Genomic DNA, 21451 nt, shown 5'->3' with positions numbered 1-21451 from the left:
GTCCTCGACACTCTTTTCTCAGAAACGCAGGTGCAGATACTCAAAGCACGCCAATCGGGTAGGAACCCAGGCGCTTGAGTTCGACGGCCTCTTCGTCCACTTCCGCCAGCACCCTCCGAACCTGTTCGTCCTCCATATGCCCCTCAAAATCGATGTAGAACACATAGGCCCAGGTACCGCTGGGCGACGGCCGCGTTTCGATTCTGGTCAGGCTGAGACCGTGACGATGGAACGGCTCGAGAAGCTGATAAAGAGCCCCTGGCTTGTTGCGCATGGACACCAGAATGGATGACTTGTCGTGACCGCTGGCCGGCACTTCCTCCCGGCCAATGATCAGGAATCGGGTGGTATTGTCCGGGCGATCCTCAATGCTGTTCGCCAGCTTCTCCAGGCCATAGAGCTCGGCCGCCATGTCACCGGCAATGGCTGCGGTACCCGGCTCTTCGGCGGCGCGTCGGGCAGCTTCCGCATTGCTGGAAACGGTGACCCGCTCGATGCCGTAGCGGTGGGTATCCAGCCATTGCCGGCATTGGGCAAACGATTGCTGATGGGAATAAATCCGGGTAATTTCCTGGTCGCCGTGCTTCGGAGACACCAGGAGGTGATGATGAATCCGCAGCTGAACCTCGCCACAGATCTTGAGCGGCGAGGACATGAACATATCGAGGGTGTGGTTGATCATTCCCTCGGTAGAGTTTTCCACCGGTACCACGCCGTAATGGGCTGCGCCGGATTCGACCTCCCGGAACACCGCATCGATAGCCGGTAGCGGCACACTGACCACCGAGTGGCCAAAATGCTTGAGCGCTGCCGCCTGGGTAAAGGTGCCAATCGGTCCCAGGAAGGCAATGTGCATGGGCTTTTCAAGCGCCAGGCAGGCCGACATGATTTCCCGGAACAGACGGGCCATTTCTTCACCGGACAGCGGCCCAGGATTCTGCTCCTTGATGCGCCGAAGTACTTGCGCTTCCCGCTCAGGGCGATAGAAGAAGACGTCCTGCCCCGGATTGGCGGTCATTTTGACGTGGGCCACTTCCTGGGCACAGGCGGCCCTGGCACTGATCAGCTCCATGATCTTCTGATCAATCTGATCGATCTCGTCCCGCAGCTCTCCGAGCCGAACCTGCTCGTCACTCATGATCAGCCACGCTCCTTCGCAAATTCGGTCATGTAGTCAATCAGCGCATCAACCCCCGACTCGGGCATCGCGTTGTAGATGCTTGCACGCATTCCGCCAACCGAGCGGTGGCCGGCGAGGTTCAGCAGGCCACGGGCATTGGCACCTTTCAGGAATTCGCCATTCAGGGCGTCATCAGCCAGGGTGAACGGCACGTTCATCCAGGAGCGGAAGCGCGGATCGATCGGGTTGGCGTAGAACTCGTTGGTATCGATAAAGTCGTAGAGCTTGCGGGCCTTGCGCAGGTTGACCTCACCCATTGCCTTCACACCGCCCTGCTCTTTCAGCCACTTGAACACCAGACCGGCCAGGTACCAGGAGTAGGTGGCCGGGGTGTTGTACATGGAGCCGTTATCCGCAATCACCTGATAGTTCATCATGGTCGGGGTCTCCCTTCGGGCCTTGCCGAGGAGATCCTTGCGAATAATGACCACCACCAATCCTGAGGGACCGATGTTCTTCTGGGCACCGGCATAGATCACGCCGAACCTGGAGAGGTCTACCGGCCTCGACAGCATTGACGAGGACATGTCGGCAACCAGCGGTGCTGTCGGGCTCTCCGGAATAAAATCGAACTCCAGTCCACCGATGGTTTCGTTGGGCGTGTAGTGCAGGTACGCCGCATCGGCGGTGGTCTGCCACGAAGACTGGTCCGGAATCGTGGTAAAGCCACTATCTTCTGAACTCGCTACCACGTTCACCTTGCCATAACGACTGGCCTCGGCAATGGCCTTTTTGGACCAGATGCCGGTGTTCACGTAGTCCGCAGAGCCGTTTTCGCCCAGCAGATTCAGAGGAATGGTGGAAAACTGGCTGGACGCTCCACCCTGCATAAACAGCACGGCGTAATCATCCGACACGCCAGCCAGTTCACGCAGATCTTTTTCTGCAGTCTCGGCAATCTGGACAAACTCGTCGCTGCGATGGCTCATTTCCATCACCGACATGCCGGTACCGCGCCAGTCGAGCATTTCATCCCGCGCCTGACGAAGCACGCTCTCCGGCAAAGTCGCCGGACCTGCACAAAAATTATACGCCCTGCTCATGTTGCTGTGTTCTCTCACGTCTTGCTGAATCTGTCTGTGGCAAGTGCCGGCTTATTCGTCGCCGGCACTCTCGCCTTCTTGGCCTTCTTGGCCTTCTTCCGGGCTCTCGGCGGCAACAATCGGGTTGCCTTCGCTGTCGAGCTCTTCGTCGTCGGTTTCCGCGATCCGCTCAACGCCTACCAGCCGCTCGTCTTCCTGACTCAGCTTGATCAGGCGCACACCCTGGGTGTTCCGGCTCAGAACGGACACTTCGTCTGTCCGAGTACGCACCAGCGTGCCCTTGTCAGAGATCAGCATCATTTCATCGCCTTCGAACAACTGCAGGGCTGTAACCAGGTTACCGTTGCGTTCGGAGCACTGCATGGCGATAACGCCCTGGCTACCCCGGCTGTAGGTCGGGAACTCGTCGATAGCGGTCCGCTTGCCGTAGCCATTTTCGGAGGCCGTCAGGATAACCCCGCCTTCCTGCGGGATGATCAGCGACACCACATGGTGACCTTCCGGCATCTTGATACCGCGAACACCACGGGCTGTCCGGCTCATCGGACGAACGGCTTCTTCGTTGAAACGCACGGCCTTGCCAGCGGTCGAGAACAGCATGACCTCGGCATCGCCCTTGGTAATGGCCGCACCGATCAGGGTATCGCCTTCGTCCAGAGACAGGGCGATCAGGCCGCTGCTGCGCGGACGCGAGAAGTTCGGCAACGGCGTTTTCTTGACCACGCCTGCGGACGTAGCCATCAGCACAAACTGGTCTTCCGGATAATCACGAACCGGCAGGAAGGTCGTAATACGCTCTCCCTCATCCAGCGGCAGGATATTCACCATGGGCCGCCCGCGGGACGCCCGGCTCGCACGCGGAATCTCGAATACCCGCAGCCAGTAGACCTTGCCACGGTTGGAGAAGCACAGAATGGTGTCGTGGGAGTTGGCAACCAGCAGCTTCTCAACGAAGTCTTCATCCTTCATGGAAGTTGCCGCCTTGCCGCGACCGCCCCGGCGCTGGGCCTGGTAGTCTTCCACTGCCTGTGTCTTGGCGTAACCACTGTGGGAGATTGTCACCACCAGGTCTTCTTCATCAATCAGGTCTGCGATGGTCAGGTCGCGACGGGAGCTGGTGATCTCGGTACGACGCTCGTCGCCGAATTCGCTAACGATAGCTTCCAGCTCTTCCCGAATTACCTGAAGCAACCGCTCGGGGTCGCCCAGGATATCCAGCAGATCGGCAATTTTTTCGAGAATCTCCTTGTACTCGTTCTGGAGCTTCTCGGTTTCCAGGCCGGTCAGGCGGTGCAGTCGCAGATCCAGGATCGCCTGGGCCTGCTCCGGCGACAGATGATACAGCCCCTCACGCAGACCGTAGATTTCCGGCAGATCATCTGGGCGACAAGCGTCTTCGCCAGCACGCTCCAGCATGGCCATGACATCGCCCGGGGACCAGCCCCTGGCAATCAGCTTTTCCTTGGCTTCGGCGGCAGACGGCGAGGCCTTGATCAGCTCGATAATCTCGTCGATGTTGGCCAGGGCAACGGTCAGACCTTCCAGAATATGGCCACGTTCACGGGCCTTGCGTAGTTCGTAGATGGTACGGCGGGTCACCACTTCACGACGGTGACGAACAAACGCATCCAGCAGCTGCTTCAGATTCAGGGTTTTCGGCTCACCGTTGATCAGGCCGACCATGTTGATGCCGAATACGGTTTCCAGCTGGGTCTGGGCAAACAGGTTGTTGATCACAACGTCCGGGTTTTCACCCCGACGCAGCTCAATCACCACCCGAATACCTTCCTTGTTGGATTCGTCCCGCAGCTCGGAGATACCCTCAAGACGCTTCTCTTTCACCAGCTCGGCGATCTTTTCGATCAGGCGGGCCTTGTTCAGCTGATACGGCAGCTCGGTGATGATGATGGCATCGCGATTGGTCTTGTTGTCGTGCTCGATCTCGTGGCGGGCACGAATATAGATACGACCACGGCCGGTACGGTAGGCCTCGACGATGCCGGCACGGCCGTTGATGATGCCCTCGGTCGGGAAATCCGGGCCCGGAATGAATTCCATCAGCTCATCGATGGTCAGATCCGGATTATCAATCAGCGCCAGGCAGCCGCTTACGACTTCCGTCAGGTTGTGGGGCGGAATGTTGGTAGCCATACCCACGGCAATCCCGGAGGAACCGTTCACCAGCAGGTTGGGCACCCGGGTGGGCAGCACCTCGGGAATCCGCTCGGTGCCGTCGTAGTTATCGACGAAATCGACCGTTTCCTTGTCCAGGTCCGCCAGCAGGGAGTGGGCGATCTTCTCCATGCGGATCTCGGTGTAACGCATGGCTGCCGCGTTATCACCGTCGATGGAACCAAAGTTACCCTGGCCGTCGACCAGCGGATACCGCAGGGAGAACGGCTGGGCCATACGTACGATGGTGTCGTATACCGCAGAGTCACCGTGGGGGTGGTATTTACCAATGACATCACCCACCACACGGGCGGACTTCTTGTAGGCCTTGTTCCAGTCGTTGTTCAGTTCGGACATGGCGAACAGAACGCGACGGTGAACCGGCTTGAGGCCGTCCCTCACATCCGGAAGCGCCCGCCCGACGATCACGCTCATGGCGTAATCGAGGTAGGACTGTTTTAACTCGTCTTCAATATTGACCGGCAGGATCTCTTTGGCTAATTCACCCATCGAGAAAGGTTCCTTTGCGTTATCTGGAAGTCGTATCGGAGCCGTTTCCGGGCCCCATAGTTATTCTTCAACAAGCCGCCAAGTCTACCACAGTCGCACCCTCTCCGGGGCAACTGTGAGGCAGCCTTAATCAAACACCACTGTCTTGTTTTCGTAGGTAATCACCCGGTCTTCGATGTGGGAACGCAGGCCCCGGGCCAGCACGTTCTTCTCCACATCCTTACCCAGGCGAACCATATCCTCGATGGAATCGCTGTGGGTGATCCGGATAACGTCCTGCTCGATGATCGGGCCCTCGTCGAGGTCCTGGGTCACATAGTGGCAGGTGGCACCAATCAGCTTGACACCCCGGCTGTAGGCCTGGTGATAGGGGCGTGCACCTGCGAAAGACGGCAGGAAGCTGTGATGGATGTTGATGACCTTGCCCGAGTATTTCTGGCAAAGCTCGCCCGGCAGGATCTGCATATAACGGGCCAGCACCACCACATCGGCTTCGTACTTCTGGAAGAGCTCATCGATATGGGCAAAGGCTTCCGCCTTGTTTTCCTTGCTGACCGGCACATGGTGGTAGGGAATCTCGTGCCATTCCACCATCCGGCGCAGATCGTCGTGGTTGGAGATGACCGCTACAATCTCGGCATTGATCTCGTTGCTGTGCCAGCGGTACAGAAGGTCTGCAACGCAGTGGGATTCCTTGCTGCACATCAGTATGACTTTCTTGGGCTGGGCCGAATCGGCAATGTGCCAGTTCATATTGAATTCGCGGGCAATCGGCTCGAACGCGGCGCGGAACTGGTCCAGGCCGAACGGAATCGAGGTAGCCTTGATCTCGTGCCGCATGAAAAACCAGCCGGTGTGAGTATCCGAGTGGTGACTTGCCTCGGTAATCCAGCCATTGTACGTGGATAGAAAATTACTCACCTTGGCGACAATTCCCACCCGGTCGGGGCAGGAAATCACAAGACGATAGGTATGCTCCATGAAAGCCTTTCCTTAACTGAAATCCGGGAAAGCAGGTGCGTCGGGGAATCACCACCGGCATTAACGGCAGGTTAACGGTACGCACCTATGAAAATGACCGGCTATCATAGCCTATCTGAACGCCAGAAACGAGGAATGGAGATATGGACAGAGGCCTCTACCAACATACAACCAAAAACCTCGCCAGGGGGCGCTCAGGCCGCCTTTCGATTGTCGCGGCCCTGGCCTTTTTGATGGCCGCAGGCCCGGCTTTCGGGCAAGCCATCCTTGAGGGAGAGCGATTTCACCCGGTTACTGCGACCCAGGGCATGGTTGCCACCAGCCACACACTGGCCACCGAGGTTGCCCTCGAGGTACTGAAGAACGGCGGCAATGCCATAGATGCGGCGGTCACGGCGGGTTTTGCCCTGGCGGTTACTCAGCCACGCTCCGGCAACATTGGCGGCGGCGGCTTCATGCTGATTTCCAAAGGCGACGGCTCAGACCCGGAAGCCATCGATTACCGGGAGAAAGCGCCCGCTGCCGCGACTGAAACCATGTTCCAGAACGAATCCGGAAACGTGGTTCAAAACCGCAGCCGCTTTACCCACCTGGCCGCTGGCGTACCCGGGACCGTCGCTGGCCTGGCACTGGCGCTGGAGCGACACGGCACCATTACCCTGAAACAGGCGCTGGCGCCGGCCATCAAACTTGCGAGGGATGGCTTCATCGTACCCCAGCGCTTTACCGAGGGGCTGGAACAGGCCCGGGACAGGCTTGAGCGCTGGCCCGCCACCCGTGAAACCTTTTACAAGGAAGATGGCAGTGCCTGGCAGCCCGGTGAACGCTTTCGCCAGCCTGAACTGGCCGCGACGCTCCAGCGCGTTTCCGATGACGGCGTAAAGGGCTTTTACGAGGGTGAAACGGCCGAACTGATCGCCAGTGAGATGGATCGGCACGATGGCCTGATCACCTTGCAGGACCTGAAAGATTATTCCCCGGTGGTTCGAACTCCGGTTCATGGCAACTATCGCGGGTACGATATTTTCTCCATGTCACCACCCTCTTCCGGGGGCACACACATCGTCCAGATCCTGAATATCCTGGAAGGCTTCCCCATGGCCGAATTCGGCCACAACTCCGCTGATGCCATCCATCATATGGCGGAAGCCATGAAACTGGCCTACGCCGATCGCTCGAAATACCTGGGCGACACCGATTATGTAGATGTACCGTTGGCGGGGCTCACCAGCAAAGGTTACGCAGAAGAACTGCGCAAAGGCATTGACCCCGAAAGGGCGCGGCCGGCCAGCGAGATCAATCCGGGCCAGCCGGCAGCCTGGGAAAGCCCGGAGACTACCCATTTTTCCGTGGTGGACAAATGGGGCAACGCGGTGTCCAACACCTACACCATCAATTTCAGTTACGGATCCGGCATTACGGTAAAAGGCGCGGGCTTCCTGCTGAACAACGAAATGGACGATTTCAGCGCCAAGCCGGGCGTGCCGAACGCCTACGGCCTGATCGGCGGCGAAGCCAACAAGGTTGAGCCAGGTAAGCGCATGTTGAGCTCCATGTCGCCCACGATCGTGAAAAAGGACGGCAAGAATGTTCTGGTAACCGGCAGCCCGGGTGGCTCGAGGATTATAACCACCACCTTGCAGGTGATCCTCAATGTGATTGATCATGGAATGAACATACAGACCGCCGTGAGCGCACCTCGTATGCACCACCAGTGGCTGCCGGATGAAATCCGGATCGAGCAAGGCATCAGCCCCGACACCATCCGACTACTGGAAGAGCGGGGGCACAAGGTGGTCGGCGGATCTGCCATGGGCGCCATCCAGAGTATCCTGATTGATGATCAAGGAATCCGGCACGGTGGCGCAGACCCAAGGAGAAGTACCTCCTCGGCCATGGGCTATTAATATTGGCAATTGACCAGGGTCACTGACCCGATCGGAGGCATTATGTATCTTTCTGTTCAACTGAGCTGTTATCCCCTGAAAGAGGAATATAAACAGCCGATAAAAGACCTTATCGCACGCCTGGAACAAACCGGGCTGGAAGTCTACCCGGGGCGAATGAGCACCGAAATTTTTGGCGACTATGATGAGGTTATGGGCGTGCTCTCGGATACCATGAAATGGTCGTTCGAGACCTACGGAAAATCCGTCTTCGTGGCGAAGATCATGGAGGGCGACCGGAGACCGAAATGACAGCACCGAGCGGGCCAGAGAACCAACAACAGAAGCCGGACCAGAACCAGCAGCCGGCAATCCCGAACCAGTTCGCGTTCCTGTGGCTCAGTGCCGCTATCTTTCTTGTGGTGCTCTGGCTTCAGGACGGCGGACAGCCCCGGCTTCAGGACCTGGCCTACTCGGAATTCAAAACCGCTGTGGTGAACGATCAGGTGGCGGAAGTCACTTTGAAAGAAGAAGCCATCACCGGCCTGTTTACCGACAGCGGCGCAGCCGATTTCAGCTCCGACAGCCCCGCACGGACAAGCACCCCGGGATTCCAGACCATCCGCCCGCCCATGGAAGACCCTTCCCTGCTTAACCTGCTGGAAGAGCACGAAGTCACCATCCGTGCCACCCCCTCCGGCTTACCCTGGTGGCAGGAGATGATCCGCGGCTTCCTGCCCTGGATCCTGCTGCTGGCGCTGATGTTCTGGTTCTGGGGCGCCGCGCAGAAGCGGATGACCCAGGGAGGTGGGCCGTTTGATTTCAGCCGTTCCAAGGCAAGACGGGCCCGCAAGGAAACCTCAACCGCCACCCTGGATGACGTAGCCGGCATTGAATCCGCCAAGCGGGAAATTGCCGAGATCATCGATTTCCTGAAATCTCCCGAAAAATATCGGGCCCTGGGTGCCGTCATGCCCAAGGGCGTGCTCCTGGTCGGCCCGCCGGGCACAGGCAAGACACTGCTGGCCCGGGCCATCGCCGGCGAAGCGGAGGTGCCCTTCTACAGCATCAGCGCCTCGGAATTCATCGAGATGTTCGTGGGTGTTGGCGCCGCGCGGGTTCGGGACATGTTCAAGGAAGCCCGTAAAGACGCGCCGGCGCTGATTTTCATCGACGAACTGGACGCCATTGGCCGTTCACGGGGCGCGGGCCTGGGTGGCGGCCACGATGAGCGGGAACAGACCCTGAATCAGATTCTCACGGAAATGGACGGTTTCGAGGCCCACGAGAATGTCCTGGTACTGGCTGCCACCAACCGGCCGGACGTACTGGACAGCGCCCTGCTCCGCCCGGGCCGTTTTGACCGCAAGATCACCCTCGACCGCCCCCACAAGGAGGCCCGCGCGGCGATCCTGGCCGTTCACGTGCGAAAGGTCCCCCTGGCGAATGATGTCGACCTGGATCAACTTGCCGCACGCACCATCGGCTTTTCCGGGGCGGATCTCAAGAACCTCGTAAATGAAGCGGCGCTCACCGCAGCCCGTGAAAGCCTGCATGAGGTAAATGCCCATTGCTTTGATCTGGCCCGGGACAGAATTATTCTCGGTGAAGAGCGCGACACCAAGCTGAACCCGCAGGAGCGTGAGGCCGTTGCCTACCACGAGTGTGGTCACGCCATCATGGCCTACTACATGCCGAACGCGGATCCCCTTACCAAGTTGACCATCATCCCCCACGGCATGGCCATGGGGGTGACGGAACAGACGCCCAGGGAAGATCACTACACCTACACCGAGAGCTACCTCAAGGATCGCATCAAGGTGATGCTTGGCGGTCGCTGCTCGGAAAAACTGATCTACGGAGAAGTCAGCACCGGCGCCCAGAACGATCTCAAGGAAGCTACTGCGCTGATTCGCAAGATGATCGGCCAGTGGGGTATGAGTGAAAAAATCGGTCCCCTGGGCCTGAACATCGGCGAAGAGCATGTTTTCCTTGGCCGGGAGATGGGCATGCCGAGGGAGTTCAGCGAGAAGATGGCCGAGATGATCGACGGGGAAATCCAGTCCCAACTGCTGGCTCTGGAGAAAGCGACCCTGGACTTCCTGACCGAACACCGCAACCAGCTGGAAGCATTGGCCAAAGCCGTATTGAAGCACGAGACCCTGTCTGCCGAAGATGTCGAGGAAATCCTGCGCAAGGAAGACGCCCGAAAAATTGCCTGATCTGATGGATCAGACCTGACCCACCAGATCATGACTGAATAGCGCGAGGCAGAACCCCACAACCGCACCCAGCGGCGGCCCCCAGTGGCGCTCAAGCCTGGATTGCGGGGCGATATCCTGAAAGATCAGGTAGAGAATACCGCCCGAAGCAATCAGCATGATCGCGCCCAATACCACCGGGCGTTCCGACAGGAAAAAATAGCCAAGCAAACCCGCCAGCGGCCCCGTCATCACAAGGCCGGTCATAAACAACAGGGTTTTCGTGGAGGTATAACCCGGCAGACTAACCAACTCCCGATAGGCATTGAACCCCTCAGGCAGATTCTGCATGGCAATCAGGACAGCCATCAACACTGCCGTTTCCGGGCTCACGACAGCAAGGCCGCCCAAAGCCGTTGCCTCCGGAATAAAGTCGAGCATCACGCCCATCAGTTGCGGAGACTCGCGCCGCTTCAGGCCAAGAATCCGCTCTACCCCAAAGAAAAGCAGCCCACCGGCAATGATGGCGGGAATGGCCCATAGAGAATCCCCCATGCTGGATTGTCCTTCGGGGATCAGAACCACTGAAACCGCACCCAGCAGTATGCCGCCGCCCAGCGCGATCAGAAAATGACGGACCTCCTGCTCCAGCCAGTTTGGACGGATGTGCTCGAAGCTGGCGAGCAGACCGCCCAGTGGAATGCAGGCACCGGCAAGAACGGTCAGGCCAACAATGTAGAGAACGTCCATTAACATCGGATAACAGACCTATGAAACAGACAGGAGAATTTAAGGCGTGACCGTAACCGGAAGATTCAGGGCCACCAGCAACCTCTCTGCGTTAGGCTCCTGAAGCAGGTTACAATCACGGCTTAGCACCAACTGGACCGCCCTTTCCTGGCGCAAAATGCCGGCCACCGTAACCGGATCCGTTGACGGCAAAGACCTTACACGAAGCTCCGATTCCTGAACACCGAGGTCCCTGGCGACGCCTTTAAGGTCTTTGGACAGGACACTTGAATCCGCTCCCACCAAAAACGTCACGGGTCGATGAGAGCGACGGCTCACCTCAGCGGCTGCCTGTATAGCGCGGCTGTTGGCGTCCACGTGATCATTCAGAAAGACCACAACCCTACCCTGAGGCAGAGAGCGTTTTTCGCACCAGAGCAACACCCTGCCCGGTGAACGGTGAACAAGACCTTTTGCCGTGGAGCCCAACCGTGCGCCCGGCGCAGAGGACCAACCGACGCGACCAAGCACCAGAAGATCCCCGGGCCCCGCCAGAGCCAGCACTTCATCGATCACATGACCCCGGGCAATGCTCAGTGAATGCCTGCCGCCATGGGGCGCTACAGCGCCGGCAAGGGCACGGCGAGCCTGGTCCGCCAGTCTCTGCATTCGCTGTTCAACGCCGGCAGGATCAAAATGGCGGCTGACGCCAGATGACGCACCCACCTCGCGGGCAAAACCATAGCCGGCACTTCGCAGCTGGTTCAGTTCCTCAACAAACACGCCCAGAACGTCGGCACCGGTGGACGCCGCAATCTCAGCCGCAGCCCGCAAGGCGGCGTAACTCATTCTGGAACCGTCCAGAAGCACCAGTACACGACCATTTGAGGTGCCTGGATCAGCCCGGGCTGTCGGCGTATCAGTCACCATCCTTGCCTCCGCTGCTGTTCGTTTCTCCGTTCTCGTCCCTTTTCTTGCTGGCCTCCGCGAACTTCTCGAGGCGCTCGGCAACACGGCGATTGAAGCTGTTCTCAGGGAACTCGCCATTACTGTCCGGTTCTCCGGCCTCAAGACCGGTTAACAGTTCAATCGCCTCATTGATGCTTGAAATCGGATAAATCCGGAACCGGTCTTCAGCGATCGCCTGCCTCACATCGGCTCTCAGCATGAGGTGCTCAACGTTACTTGCGGGCAACAGAACGCCCTGCCCGCTAATGTCACCAGCTTCCTTGCAGACGTCGAAAAAGCCCTCGATCTTCTCATTCACGCCCCCCACTGCCTGAACTTCACCATGCTGGTTCATGGACCCCGTTACGGCGAAGGACTGCTTCAGTGGTACACGGGAAATGGCTGACAGCAGCACGCAAGTCTCTGCCACCGAGGCAGAATCACCCTCAACACCACCATAGGATTGCTCAAAAGCCAGACTCGCTGACAGCGACAGTTCGCCATCACCGGCGTAACGACTCGCAAGGAACCGTGAAAGAATCATCACAGCCTTGCTGTGAATGGGGCCACCAAGTTTGGCCTCCCGCTCAATATCCACCACCTGCCCCTTGCCGGGCCGTGCCGTGGCGGTAATCCGGGTAGGCTGGCCAAACATCGACGCCCCGAGCCTGAGTACCGAAAGGCCATTCACCTGAGCCACTTCCTCGCCGGTGGTGGCAATCATCACCACACCCCGGCTGATTTGCTCGCGGCTTCGCTCCCGCACCCGGCTGGCCCGGTATTCCCGTTCATCAATGGCCTGCTGGAGGTGGCTGGCTTCGACCGTATCGGCCCCGGCCTGGCCCGCCCAGTGGTCTGCCTCACTCAGAATGTCCCGAAGCACCCGATCGTGGGCGGTCAGTTTGCGCTGGTCCGCTGCCAGCCGGCTCGCATGCTCGATCAGTCTGGCCACTGCGCTTCGCTCCAGTGGCCGCATTTTCAGAGCTCGGGCCATGGTCGCAATCATTCGGGCGTAAAGCTCGTAACAGCCGTCGTTGCGGTCCAGATCGTCCTCGAAATCCGCCTCCACCTTGAACAGGTCCAGGAAATCCGGATCGTAGTGCGACAGCAGGTAATACAACATCCGGTCCCCGAGCAGAACCACTTTGACTGACACCGGAATCGGCTCGGGCTGAAGACTGACGGTACTTACCAACCCATAGAGCCGCTCCAGGGACTCTATGCGGATTTCACCGGAAGACAGAATCCGCTTCAGGCTTTCCCACGCCATCGGCTGCGTCAGCACCCGGCGGGCATCAATGATCAGATACCCGCCACTGGCCCGATGCATGGAGCCGCCACGAATCAGGGTGAAATCCGTATAGAGATTGCCCTGGCGGGCCCGGTGTTCGATCTGCCCCGCCAGGTGCTGGTGGTTGGGCAAGTCCTCGTAGATAACGGGCGCGCCGACTGTCTCGGCATTATCCACCAGCAAATTGACCTTGTAGCGGGCCAGCAGGCCGACCGGTGGCCCGTTATCACTGTCCTGGAAAGCTTCGGCATGTTCCACTACGTCTTCGCGGACGGCATCCAGGTAATCGACAATATCCGGAAGGTGCGACCACTTCTCCCGCAATTCACCGATCGGGCCGCCCAGGGTCAGCTGCACCATCTCTTCATTGAGGGCATGGACCCGTTCCCGCACTTCTTTCCGCATCCTGGGAATCTGCTGAATGGTCTGCTGCAGCTTTTTCTGAAGCTCCTCGACCTTGGATTCAACCAGCTGCTTCTCTTCATCAGAAAAGTTCTTGTATTCCTCGGGGTCGATCACCTCGCCCTTGCGCATGGGGGCGAAGGTGAAACCGGCCGGCGTGGTGATCATGGCAATGTTGTTGCGGTTGGCCTCTTCCTGGATCTCGAACAGACCCTGGTGCTGCCGCTTGGCCATTTCTTCCTGCAGTTCCTGCAACCGGGCCTGGTATTCCTCGCTCTCAAACGCCGCTGGAATGGCCGTGCGCAGCTCTTCGGCCAGATCGTTCATGTCTTTCTTGAATTGCCGCCCTTCTCCGGCCGGCAGCTTCAAAGCATTCGGTCGGTCCGAGAACTGGAAGTTATAGACATGGCACCAATCCGGAGGAACCGGTTGCCTGGCGGCGTGCAGGGAAAGAAATCGCTCGACAAGTTCGTGCTTACCCGCCCCGGAGGGTCCGAGGACAAAGAGGTTGAAACCCTCTGCCTGAATACCGGCGCCAAATTCCAGAGCCCTCAACACCCTATCCTGACCATAAGGACGCTCAAGGTCTGGCAGGTCTTCGGTAGTGATGAAATCCAGCTTGTCTTCCGGGCAACGGTGGTAGACCTGGTTTTCGGCTAACGGGGCGGGTAGTGGCATTACATCCTCCTGATGGTTTCCACCCGAGGGTGGAAAACGCCGATTACGTCGAACGAGTAATCCGGGGGCAAAGCCCCCTCATCAGGAAACTATAGATGATGGCGGGCGACCCGCTCCAACAATCGTCAGGCTAGCGCCACTCGAGAGTCTTGGGCTCCACCGCATGCTCACAGAACAGATGCCCGACATCCGGCACCGCAAAGCAACGGTCACCGCGTTGGGGCTGGCGGGCGTTGAACTCGGTATGGCTGATGCCTACCTCCCAAAGCTCCTCGCACTCCCAGCCATCGGGTTTGAGTTCGATTCGCACTTCCGCACCGATCAGGTTGATGGCCTCGATCCGGAAAGGCAGATGGGCCTCGTCACTGGCAGACTGGGTCAAGCGCACCTCGTGAGGTCGCAGATAGAGCTGCGCGTCATCGTTTTCGCAGCCTTCGGGCAGGCGAATCCAGGCGTCACCCTGGCTCATGACACCATCGCGGATCTTGCCGGATAACACATTCACCTGCCCCAGAAACTCGAACACAAACCGGCTGTCCGGGCGGCCATAGAGCTCCAGGGGCGTATCAACCTGCTCAATCCTGCCATTGCTCATCACAACCACCTGATCCGACAGTTCCAGGGCCTCCTCCTGATCGTGGGTCACGAACACACTGGTGAAGTGCAGCTCGTCATGGAGGCTGCGCAGCCAGCGGCGCAGGTCTTTTCGCACCTTGGCATCAAGTGCGCCGAAGGGCTCATCCAGCAGAAGAATCTCTGGCCGCATGGCCATGGCCCGGGCCAAAGCAATGCGCTGCTTCTGGCCACCGGAGAGTTGCGCCGGGTAACGGTCAGCCAGATGTTCCAGCTGTACCATTTCCAGCAGGCCTTTCACCCGCTTGCGGATCTCAGGCTTACCCGGGCGTTCCTTACGCGGCAACACGTTAAGGCCAAAAGCCACGTTCTCGGCCACCGTCATGTGGCGGAACAACGCATAGTGCTGGAATACAAATCCCACGCGCCGGTCCCGAACGTGCAGGTCGGTCACGTCCCGTCCACTGAACCGGATCCTGCCCTGTTCAGGTGTTTCCAGGCCGGCGATAATGCGCAACAGCGTGGTCTTGCCCGAACCGGAAGGGCCCAGCAACGCCGTGAGCTGGCCATCCGGAATGGTCAGATTGATGTCATGCAGGGCCTGGAACTTGTCGAAAAACTTGTTGATACCCTGTATCTCGATACTCATGGGGAAACCCTTAATTACGACTCTGACGCCATTCAACAATGGCCTTCACGACAAGAGTGATCAGCGCGATGCCGGCCAACAGTGAGGATGCCGCGAACGCGCCTACGGTGTTGTAATCCTGGTAAAGCAGCTCCACCTGCAGCGGCAGAGTGTTGGTTTCGCCACGGATATTGCCGGAGACCACCGATACCGCACCAAACTCCCCCACTGCCCGGGCATTGGTGAGGATCACGCCGTACAGCAACGCCCAACGAATGTTCGGCAGGGTAACCCGCCGGAACAGCTGCCAGCCGGATGCGCCCAGCACCACCCCGGCCTCTTCCTCTTCCCGACCCTGTTGCTGCATCAGCGGGATCAGTTCTCTGGCCACGAACGGACAAGTCACAAACACGGTGACCATCACGATGCCGGGCCAGGAGAACATCAGTTGAATGTCGTACTCGCCGAGCCACTGGCCCACCCAGCCATTGCTGCCGTAGAGCAGCAGGAACAGCAGGCCGGCAACCACCGGAGACACGGCGAACGGGATATCAATAAGGGTGGTGAGCAGTTTGCGACCGGGGAATCGGAAACGGGTCACCAGCCAGGCCAGGAACACGCCGAACACCATGTTTAACGGTACCGTGAGCAGCGCAACTACCAGCGTCAGACCGATGGCGTGAAGCGTGTACTCATTGAGGATATTGCTGACGTAACCGGCCCAACCCTCGGCAAACGCCTGCACAAAGATCAGCACCAGGGGCATGAACAGCAGAAGCACCGTCAGGCCGACGGCAATTCCGATCAGAGTGCGACGAACCAACGGGCTGTCGCCAACGCGGCGATGTTTACGCGCAGCCATACCCTAACCTCCGTGCAAGCGCTTGAGATAGCGCCCCTGCCAGACGTTGATCGCCAGAAGCAGCAACAGCGATACCGTCATCACTACTGCGGCAATGGCACTGGCCGCCGGAAAATCGTATTCCTCCAGGCGAACAAAGATCATCAGACTGATCACTTCACTGATATAAGGGGAGTTACCGGCAATAAAGATCACGGCACCATACTCTCCCAAACTGCGTGCAAACGAGAGCGCACCGCCGGTAACAACCGCCGGCCATAGCGTGGGAAACAGAATCTTCCGGAATACCGTCATGTCCGAGGCGCCCAGACTCATGGCCGCCTCTTCGTCCTCCGGGGCCATCTCTTCTAGCACCGGCTGAACCGTGCGCACCACAAACGGCACACTGGTAAACGCCATCGCCACCACAATACCCAGCGGTGTGAATGCCACTTCAATACCAAGATCCGCGAGATACTGCCCATACCAGCCGTTCTCGGCAAACAGGGTCGCCAGCGTGATCCCGGCAACGGCGGTCGGCAGAGCAAACGGCAAATCCATGATCGCATCTAACAGTCGTTTGCCCGGGAACTCATAACGCACGAGCACCCAGGCCATCAGCAGGCCGAACACACAGTTGAACAGGGAAGCCGCCAGGGCAGCCAAAGCGGTGACCTTATAGGAGGCAACCACCCGCGGATCGGTGATCACAAACCAGAACTGCTCCCACCCCATGCCGGCGGCACGGATAAACAGGCCGCTGATGGGCAGAAGCAGCACCAGGCTGATAAAGAAAAGCGAAATGCCGAGGCTCAATCCGAACCCCGGCAAAACGCGTTTGGTGGCGGGAGCGCTCAGCCGCTTTGCCGGGCGCTCCGAAAGGTCAGTGGTGGCCATGGATCAGTTGCGCATCCTTAGCGGCGACGCTGCAACTGGTCGAGTTTGCCGCCGCTGGCAAAGTGGGTCTCCATGGCATTTTCCCAGCTGCCGGCGATGTCCTGAATCGGCATCAGCTTCAGTTCCGGGAACTTGTCAGCCACTTCCGCTTTCACGGTTTCGTTATGCACCCGGTAGTTGAAGCCGGCCAGCATGCGCTGGGCTTCTTCAGAGTAAAGGTGCTTCAAATACGCCTGAGCCAGCTCCTCGGTACCCTTCTTCTCGATGTTCTTGTCGATCCAGGTCACCGGGAACTCGGCCAGGAAGCTCACTTTCGGAACCACAACCTGGAAGTTCTTGTCCGGGTTCAGCGCCGGAATGTTGTTCACTTCGGATTCAAAGGTCAGCAGCACATCACCCAGGCCGCGCTCCACAAACGTGGTGGTGGCACCACGGCCGCCGGAGTCGAACACCTTCACCTGGCCCAGCAGGTCGCTGAGGAAGGCATCAATCTTCTCCTGGTCGTCACCGAACTTGTCCTGGGCAAAACCCAGCGCCGCCAGGTAGGTGTAGCGGCCGTTACCGGAGGTTTTCGGGTTCGGCATGATCAGTTCGACATCTTCGCGGATCAGATCATCCCAGTTCTGGATGTTCTTGGGGTTACCGTCACGCACCAGGAACGCCATGGTGGAATAGTAGGGAGAGCTGTTGTTGGGCAGACGTGAGGCCCAATCCTCGGGAATCAGGTTGCCGCGCTCGGCCAGGATATTAACGTCCGTCACCTGATTGTAGGTCACCACATCGGCACCCAGCCCCTGCAAAATGGCGCGTGCCTGCTTCGAGGAGCCGGCGTGGGATTGCTGGATGTTCACGGTTTCCCCGGTCTTCTCTTGCCAGTAATCCTGGAACATAACGTTGTATTCCGCGAACAACTCGCGGGCAATATCGTAGGAGGAGTTCAGAATCTCCCGCTCCTGGGCGGAAGCCGGCCCCGCCATCGAGAACGCCAGCGCCAGTGCACTGAACCACAGGCCCTTACGGGCTTTGGATCCGGAAAAAATCGAATTCGGCATAGTAGGCAGAGCTCCCAGTTAACTCGGAATCTTGATATGCGCCAAAAGAATAAAGATGACGCTTTGTTAGAACGCAAAGATAAGGTAGGAGCCTAAGAACAACAATGCTCTGGCTAGATGATTTATAACTTTTTTAGGAACTTTCAGTTATATAGGTCACCATTGGAAAGCCTACTGATTGATTTAGCGTCGCTGAGCTGGTGCCGGCCGCATCTTCCACTACTATCAAGGTAAGTCAGCGCTGGAGAAGACGTTGCCGTGGGACTGTCGATCAAGACAACAGAATTTGCACCGGAAGAGTTTGAACGTTTTGCAGCCAAGGTCCGAACGGACCTGAAAGCGCTCACCCGCCTTCTGAACCGGCCCGGCTTTGGTGAGGGAGAAAGTTCCATTGGCGCCGAGGTAGAGTTCTACATTGTAAACTCTGACCTGCGGGTTCAGCCGATCAACACAGAAATTGCCGCCAGCGTTCAGGACCCGCAGCTCACGGTTGAGCTCAACCGCTTCAATCTCGAATACAACCTCAGCCCCCAGGCATTCAAAGGCTCTCCATTCGCCAGAACAGAGAAGGAGCTGCTTGCTGCGATCCAACGGATCAATCAGCACGCCGCCGCACTGGATGGGGAGCTGGTACCCATCGGCATTCTGCCCACACTTCGACAGTCCGATATGGGCGCCAAGGTAATGACAGACGAGCCCCGCTACCATGCCCTATCCAATGCGTTACTCAAGCAACGGGGCGAGCCTTTCAGCATCCATATCGGGGGCAATGATGTGATCAATCTGGAGGCCGACGACGTCTACATGGAAGGCGCCAATACCTCCTTCCAGCTGCACTGGCGTGTGCCCGCCCATCGTTTTGCGGATTATTTCAATGCCGTACAACTGGTCACGCCGATTGTCCTCGCTCTGGCCAGCAATTCTCCCAGCCTGTTTGGCCACCACCTCTGGGACGAAACCCGGATTGCCCTGTTCAAGCAATCCATTGACAGCCGGTCACCCAACCACAAGACCTGGCGCCATCCGCCAAGGGTGTACTACGGCAACGGCTGGACACGCAGCGCCTGGGAACTGTTTGCGGCCTCGGCATCGCTCTATCCGCCCATCATTCCACTGATGTCGGAGGAAGATCCGATGGCGGTGATTGATCTTGGTGAAGTGCCAAGACTGGCCGAGCTGCGACTGCATCAGGGAACCACCTGGCCCTGGAACCGGGCCATCTACGACGATACCGAAGGCGGCCACCTGCGTATCGAGATTCGCTCAATGCCTGCAGGCCCTACAGCCGCTGATATGTGTGCGAACGGCCTGTTCGTGATCGGAGCTGCGCTGGCAGTGCTTGATGACATTCAGCATCTGACGTCGATACTGCCCTTCCACTACACCGAACACAATTTTTACCGCGCCGCCAAATATGGCGTGGGCGCAGAAATCATCTGGCCCCACAAAGATCAGGTTCAGTTGCAGGATACGCCCCTGTTAACCGTGGCCCGGGAGCTGCTGCCCCGCGCCCGGGAAGCATTGGCAAAAACAGCAGTAGACGAGGCGGAAATTCACCGCCTGCTGGGAATCATCGAAGGCCGCATTGAAACCGCCATGTCGGGCGCCCGGTGGCAACGACACATCACCGAATCTCTGCTCAAATCCCTGAGCCCCGATGAGGCGTTCCGAACCATGCTGTCTCTTTACATGGCCAACCAGAAGAAGAATACGCCGATCCATGAATGGACATTGTCACCGTGAGCAACTCGAAAATACTTGATTATCTGAATGATCCGTCACCCCGGACCCTGGGCCGTTCCCCACTCGAATGGCTGGACCAGCTGGAGAAACCCACGGTTATTCGTGTTGCCGGTCGTGATCGCTCCAGGACCCGAGCCATGGCGACACTGCTTCACGGTAACGAGCCTTCGGGCCTTTTTGCGCTTCACCGATGGCTGCTTGAGCAGCACACCCCCGAAGTCAACATGCTGTTTCTCCTGGGTGGCATCTACCCTGCGAAGATTCCGCCCAGGCTCTCAATGCGCCAGATTCCAGACGGACGTGACCTCAACCGATGTTTCAAAGAACCTTTTGAGGGAGAGGAAGGGGCAATCGCCCAGGCCATGTTGGCTGAGCTCCATGACGCGAAGCCCGAATGCCTGCTGGATGTTCACAATACCTCAGGCACAGGCCCGGCCTTCGCTGTGTCCGTTACCAATGACGCGGCCCATCAGGCGCTGACCTCACTGTTTACCGACCGCCTCATTATGACGGACCTTCGCCTGGGGGCGCTTATGGAATATTCCGAACAGGAGGTGCCCACGGTAACTATTGAGTGTGGTGGCTCCCAGGACGACCAGGCACACGAACTGGCCTATGAGGGACTTGTTCGGTATTGCTCAAGGCCAGATGTGCTGTCACTGGAAAAAGCAGAGTGGGACGTTACCGTGCTGCGCAACCCGATCCGAGTGGAGCTGGCGCCCGAAGCGACCATAGAATACCGCCTCGAACCCACCGGCCAGGCCGACCTGACGTTTCCGCCCGACATTGAGCATCGTAATTTCGGAATCGTCTCTCCGGATGAGCCCCTGGGATGGGTGGGTAAGAAAGGCCTAGGCATACTTACAGCGATTGGCCACAACCGAAAGGAGAACATGGAGCAGGTTCTGCAAGTCAGAGATGGGCAGATCTACGCCGCCCAGGCCATCCGGGCCTTTATGATTACCACCAATCCGATTATTGCGAAAAGTGATTGCCTGTTTTATGCGGTCAAGGCGACGGGGGAGCCTATTTTTTAACAGCTTTATGCGCTTGTTTAGCGGCGCTCTGACAAGGGCGTACGGTGCAGGGAACAAACTACAACAATTGGTTAGCTCCCGGCCGCGAATGCCTCGTGGAATGTCACTGAACCAACCGGAAACCTGGTGCCGAACTTTAGCGCCTGAAAGTATTCAGGTGGCACGTCGGGAAGGGTCAGATCGGGAACCGTGTTGAACCCGAATCTTTCATAGTAGGCCGGGTCGCCAACCAGGACACACCCCTGTGCCCCTGCTCTTCTCAACGCATCAAGAGCACTGCGTATCAGACGGGTTCCAACACCTTGACGTTGGTACTCCGGCAACACCGAAACCGGACCAAACCCGAACCAGCCCCTGGCCCCGTCAGAAATCTCGACAGGTGACGCGGCGACGTGCCCTACGACCTCAGCGTTGCACTCCGCAACAAGCGAAACAGTCAGTACATCTGCGGCGCGAAGAGCTTCAACAATTTGAGCTTCGGTCCCCGAAGCGTGCTTAGCGGTAGCGAATGCCGCCTGGGTGACATGACGAATCGACGAAACGTCCTGTTCTTGCTCAGTCCTGATCGTAATGTTCATTCGCGATTTTCCATCTGAAGAGATAACGCCTTTGGTAATGGGCGGCAACGGAGCGCAACGCAGTTGGCGTCCCGTTGACCA

At 58.3% G+C, this 21451-nt stretch carries 17 protein-coding genes; 5 read left to right on the top strand and 12 right to left on the bottom strand.

Translation table 11 applies throughout. From position 1 onward, the window contains the following. Positions 1 to 40 precede the first annotated feature (40 nt). The 4 genes from pheA to purU all read right to left on the bottom strand — a co-directional run bounded on the left by pheA (position 41) and on the right by purU (position 5886). Positions 41 to 1138 (bottom strand): prephenate dehydratase, encoded by a 1098-nt coding sequence (pheA, locus tag ACO06L_RS01455; protein WP_064230616.1) that lies wholly within the window; start codon positions 1136 to 1138, stop codon positions 41 to 43. Positions 1139 to 1140: 2 nt separating this feature from the next. Beyond that, positions 1141 to 2223: a 3-phosphoserine/phosphohydroxythreonine transaminase gene (gene serC, locus ACO06L_RS01450; RefSeq protein WP_202346803.1), complete on the bottom strand. Its 1083-nt coding sequence runs from the start codon at positions 2221 to 2223 to the stop codon at positions 1141 to 1143. 51 nt (positions 2224 to 2274) lie between these two features. Then, a complete protein-coding gene (gene gyrA / locus ACO06L_RS01445) occupies positions 2275 to 4905 on the bottom strand; it encodes a DNA gyrase subunit A (protein ID WP_202346804.1) in 2631 nt (876 codons plus the stop codon). 126 nt (positions 4906 to 5031) lie between these two features. Further along, positions 5032 to 5886: a formyltetrahydrofolate deformylase gene (gene purU / locus ACO06L_RS01440; RefSeq protein WP_064230613.1), complete on the bottom strand. Its 855-nt coding sequence runs from the start codon at positions 5884 to 5886 to the stop codon at positions 5032 to 5034. 143 nt (positions 5887 to 6029) lie between these two features. Between purU and ggt the strand changes: the two genes are divergently transcribed. Genes ggt through ftsH form a run of 3 tightly spaced genes read left to right on the top strand, consistent with a single transcriptional unit; the run spans position 6030 to position 9994 of the window. Continuing rightward, the gene (gene ggt / locus ACO06L_RS01435) at positions 6030 to 7793 is read left to right on the top strand and encodes a gamma-glutamyltransferase (RefSeq protein ID WP_202346805.1); all 1764 of its coding nucleotides are present in this window, start codon (positions 6030 to 6032) and stop codon (positions 7791 to 7793) included. Positions 7794 to 7835: 42 nt separating this feature from the next. Then, the gene (locus ACO06L_RS01430) at positions 7836 to 8084 is read left to right on the top strand and encodes a thiamine-binding protein (protein ID WP_014576785.1); all 249 of its coding nucleotides are present in this window, start codon (positions 7836 to 7838) and stop codon (positions 8082 to 8084) included. Continuing rightward, positions 8081 to 9994 carry an ATP-dependent zinc metalloprotease FtsH gene (gene ftsH / locus ACO06L_RS01425; protein ID WP_202346806.1) on the top strand — a complete coding sequence of 638 codons (1914 nt, stop codon included), beginning with the start codon at positions 8081 to 8083 and terminating at the stop codon, positions 9992 to 9994. The genes ACO06L_RS01430 and ftsH overlap by 4 nt, the downstream gene beginning before the upstream one ends. Before the next feature lie 9 nt (positions 9995 to 10003). Here ftsH and ACO06L_RS01420 read toward each other — a convergent pair whose 3' ends face one another. The 7 genes from ACO06L_RS01420 to cysP all read right to left on the bottom strand — a co-directional run bounded on the left by ACO06L_RS01420 (position 10004) and on the right by cysP (position 18012). After that, positions 10004 to 10729, bottom strand: a complete 726-nt coding sequence (locus tag ACO06L_RS01420; RefSeq protein WP_202346807.1) for a ZIP family metal transporter — start codon at positions 10727 to 10729, stop codon at positions 10004 to 10006. A 33-nt stretch (positions 10730 to 10762) separates the two neighbouring features. Next, a complete protein-coding gene (locus ACO06L_RS01415; RefSeq protein WP_227715800.1) occupies positions 10763 to 11632 on the bottom strand; it encodes a universal stress protein in 870 nt (289 codons plus the stop codon). Further along, on the bottom strand, positions 11622 to 14021 hold the full coding sequence (locus tag ACO06L_RS01410) for a Lon protease family protein (RefSeq protein WP_202346808.1): 2400 nt from the start codon (positions 14019 to 14021) through the stop codon (positions 11622 to 11624). Before ACO06L_RS01410 ends, ACO06L_RS01415 begins: the two co-directional genes overlap by 11 nt. Positions 14022 to 14151: 130 nt before the next feature. Further along, the gene (locus ACO06L_RS01405; RefSeq protein ID WP_202346809.1) at positions 14152 to 15243 is read right to left on the bottom strand and encodes a sulfate/molybdate ABC transporter ATP-binding protein; all 1092 of its coding nucleotides are present in this window, start codon (positions 15241 to 15243) and stop codon (positions 14152 to 14154) included. Between the two features lie 10 nt (positions 15244 to 15253). Next, entirely contained in the window at positions 15254 to 16084 is an 831-nt protein-coding gene (gene cysW, locus ACO06L_RS01400; protein ID WP_053114946.1) for a sulfate ABC transporter permease subunit CysW, read from the bottom strand. Between the two features lie 3 nt (positions 16085 to 16087). Then, positions 16088 to 16960: a sulfate/thiosulfate ABC transporter permease CysT gene (gene cysT / locus ACO06L_RS01395; protein WP_202346810.1), complete on the bottom strand. Its 873-nt coding sequence runs from the start codon at positions 16958 to 16960 to the stop codon at positions 16088 to 16090. Between the two features lie 17 nt (positions 16961 to 16977). After that, positions 16978 to 18012, bottom strand: coding sequence for a thiosulfate ABC transporter substrate-binding protein CysP (gene cysP, locus ACO06L_RS01390; protein WP_202346811.1), 1035 nt, complete (start codon positions 18010 to 18012; stop codon positions 16978 to 16980). 258 nt (positions 18013 to 18270) lie between these two features. On the opposite strand from cysP, the gene ACO06L_RS01385 reads away from it, so the two are divergent. Beyond that, a complete protein-coding gene (locus ACO06L_RS01385; protein WP_064230606.1) occupies positions 18271 to 19755 on the top strand; it encodes a hypothetical protein in 1485 nt (494 codons plus the stop codon). Further along, on the top strand, positions 19752 to 20792 hold the full coding sequence (locus ACO06L_RS01380; protein WP_320407624.1) for a succinylglutamate desuccinylase: 1041 nt from the start codon (positions 19752 to 19754) through the stop codon (positions 20790 to 20792). The genes ACO06L_RS01385 and ACO06L_RS01380 overlap by 4 nt, the downstream gene beginning before the upstream one ends. Positions 20793 to 20863: 71 nt before the next feature. Here ACO06L_RS01380 and ACO06L_RS01375 read toward each other — a convergent pair whose 3' ends face one another. Beyond that, on the bottom strand, positions 20864 to 21370 hold the full coding sequence (locus ACO06L_RS01375) for an N-acetyltransferase (protein ID WP_336143823.1): 507 nt from the start codon (positions 21368 to 21370) through the stop codon (positions 20864 to 20866). Positions 21371 to 21451: the final 81 nt, after the last annotated feature.

This window comes from Marinobacter sp., from assembly GCF_965229985.1.
In the GTDB taxonomy this organism is placed as follows: Bacteria; Pseudomonadota; Gammaproteobacteria; order Pseudomonadales; family Oleiphilaceae; genus Marinobacter.
Note: the sequence above shows the minus strand (reverse complement) of the source record. Positions and strands in the feature narration are given on the sequence as shown.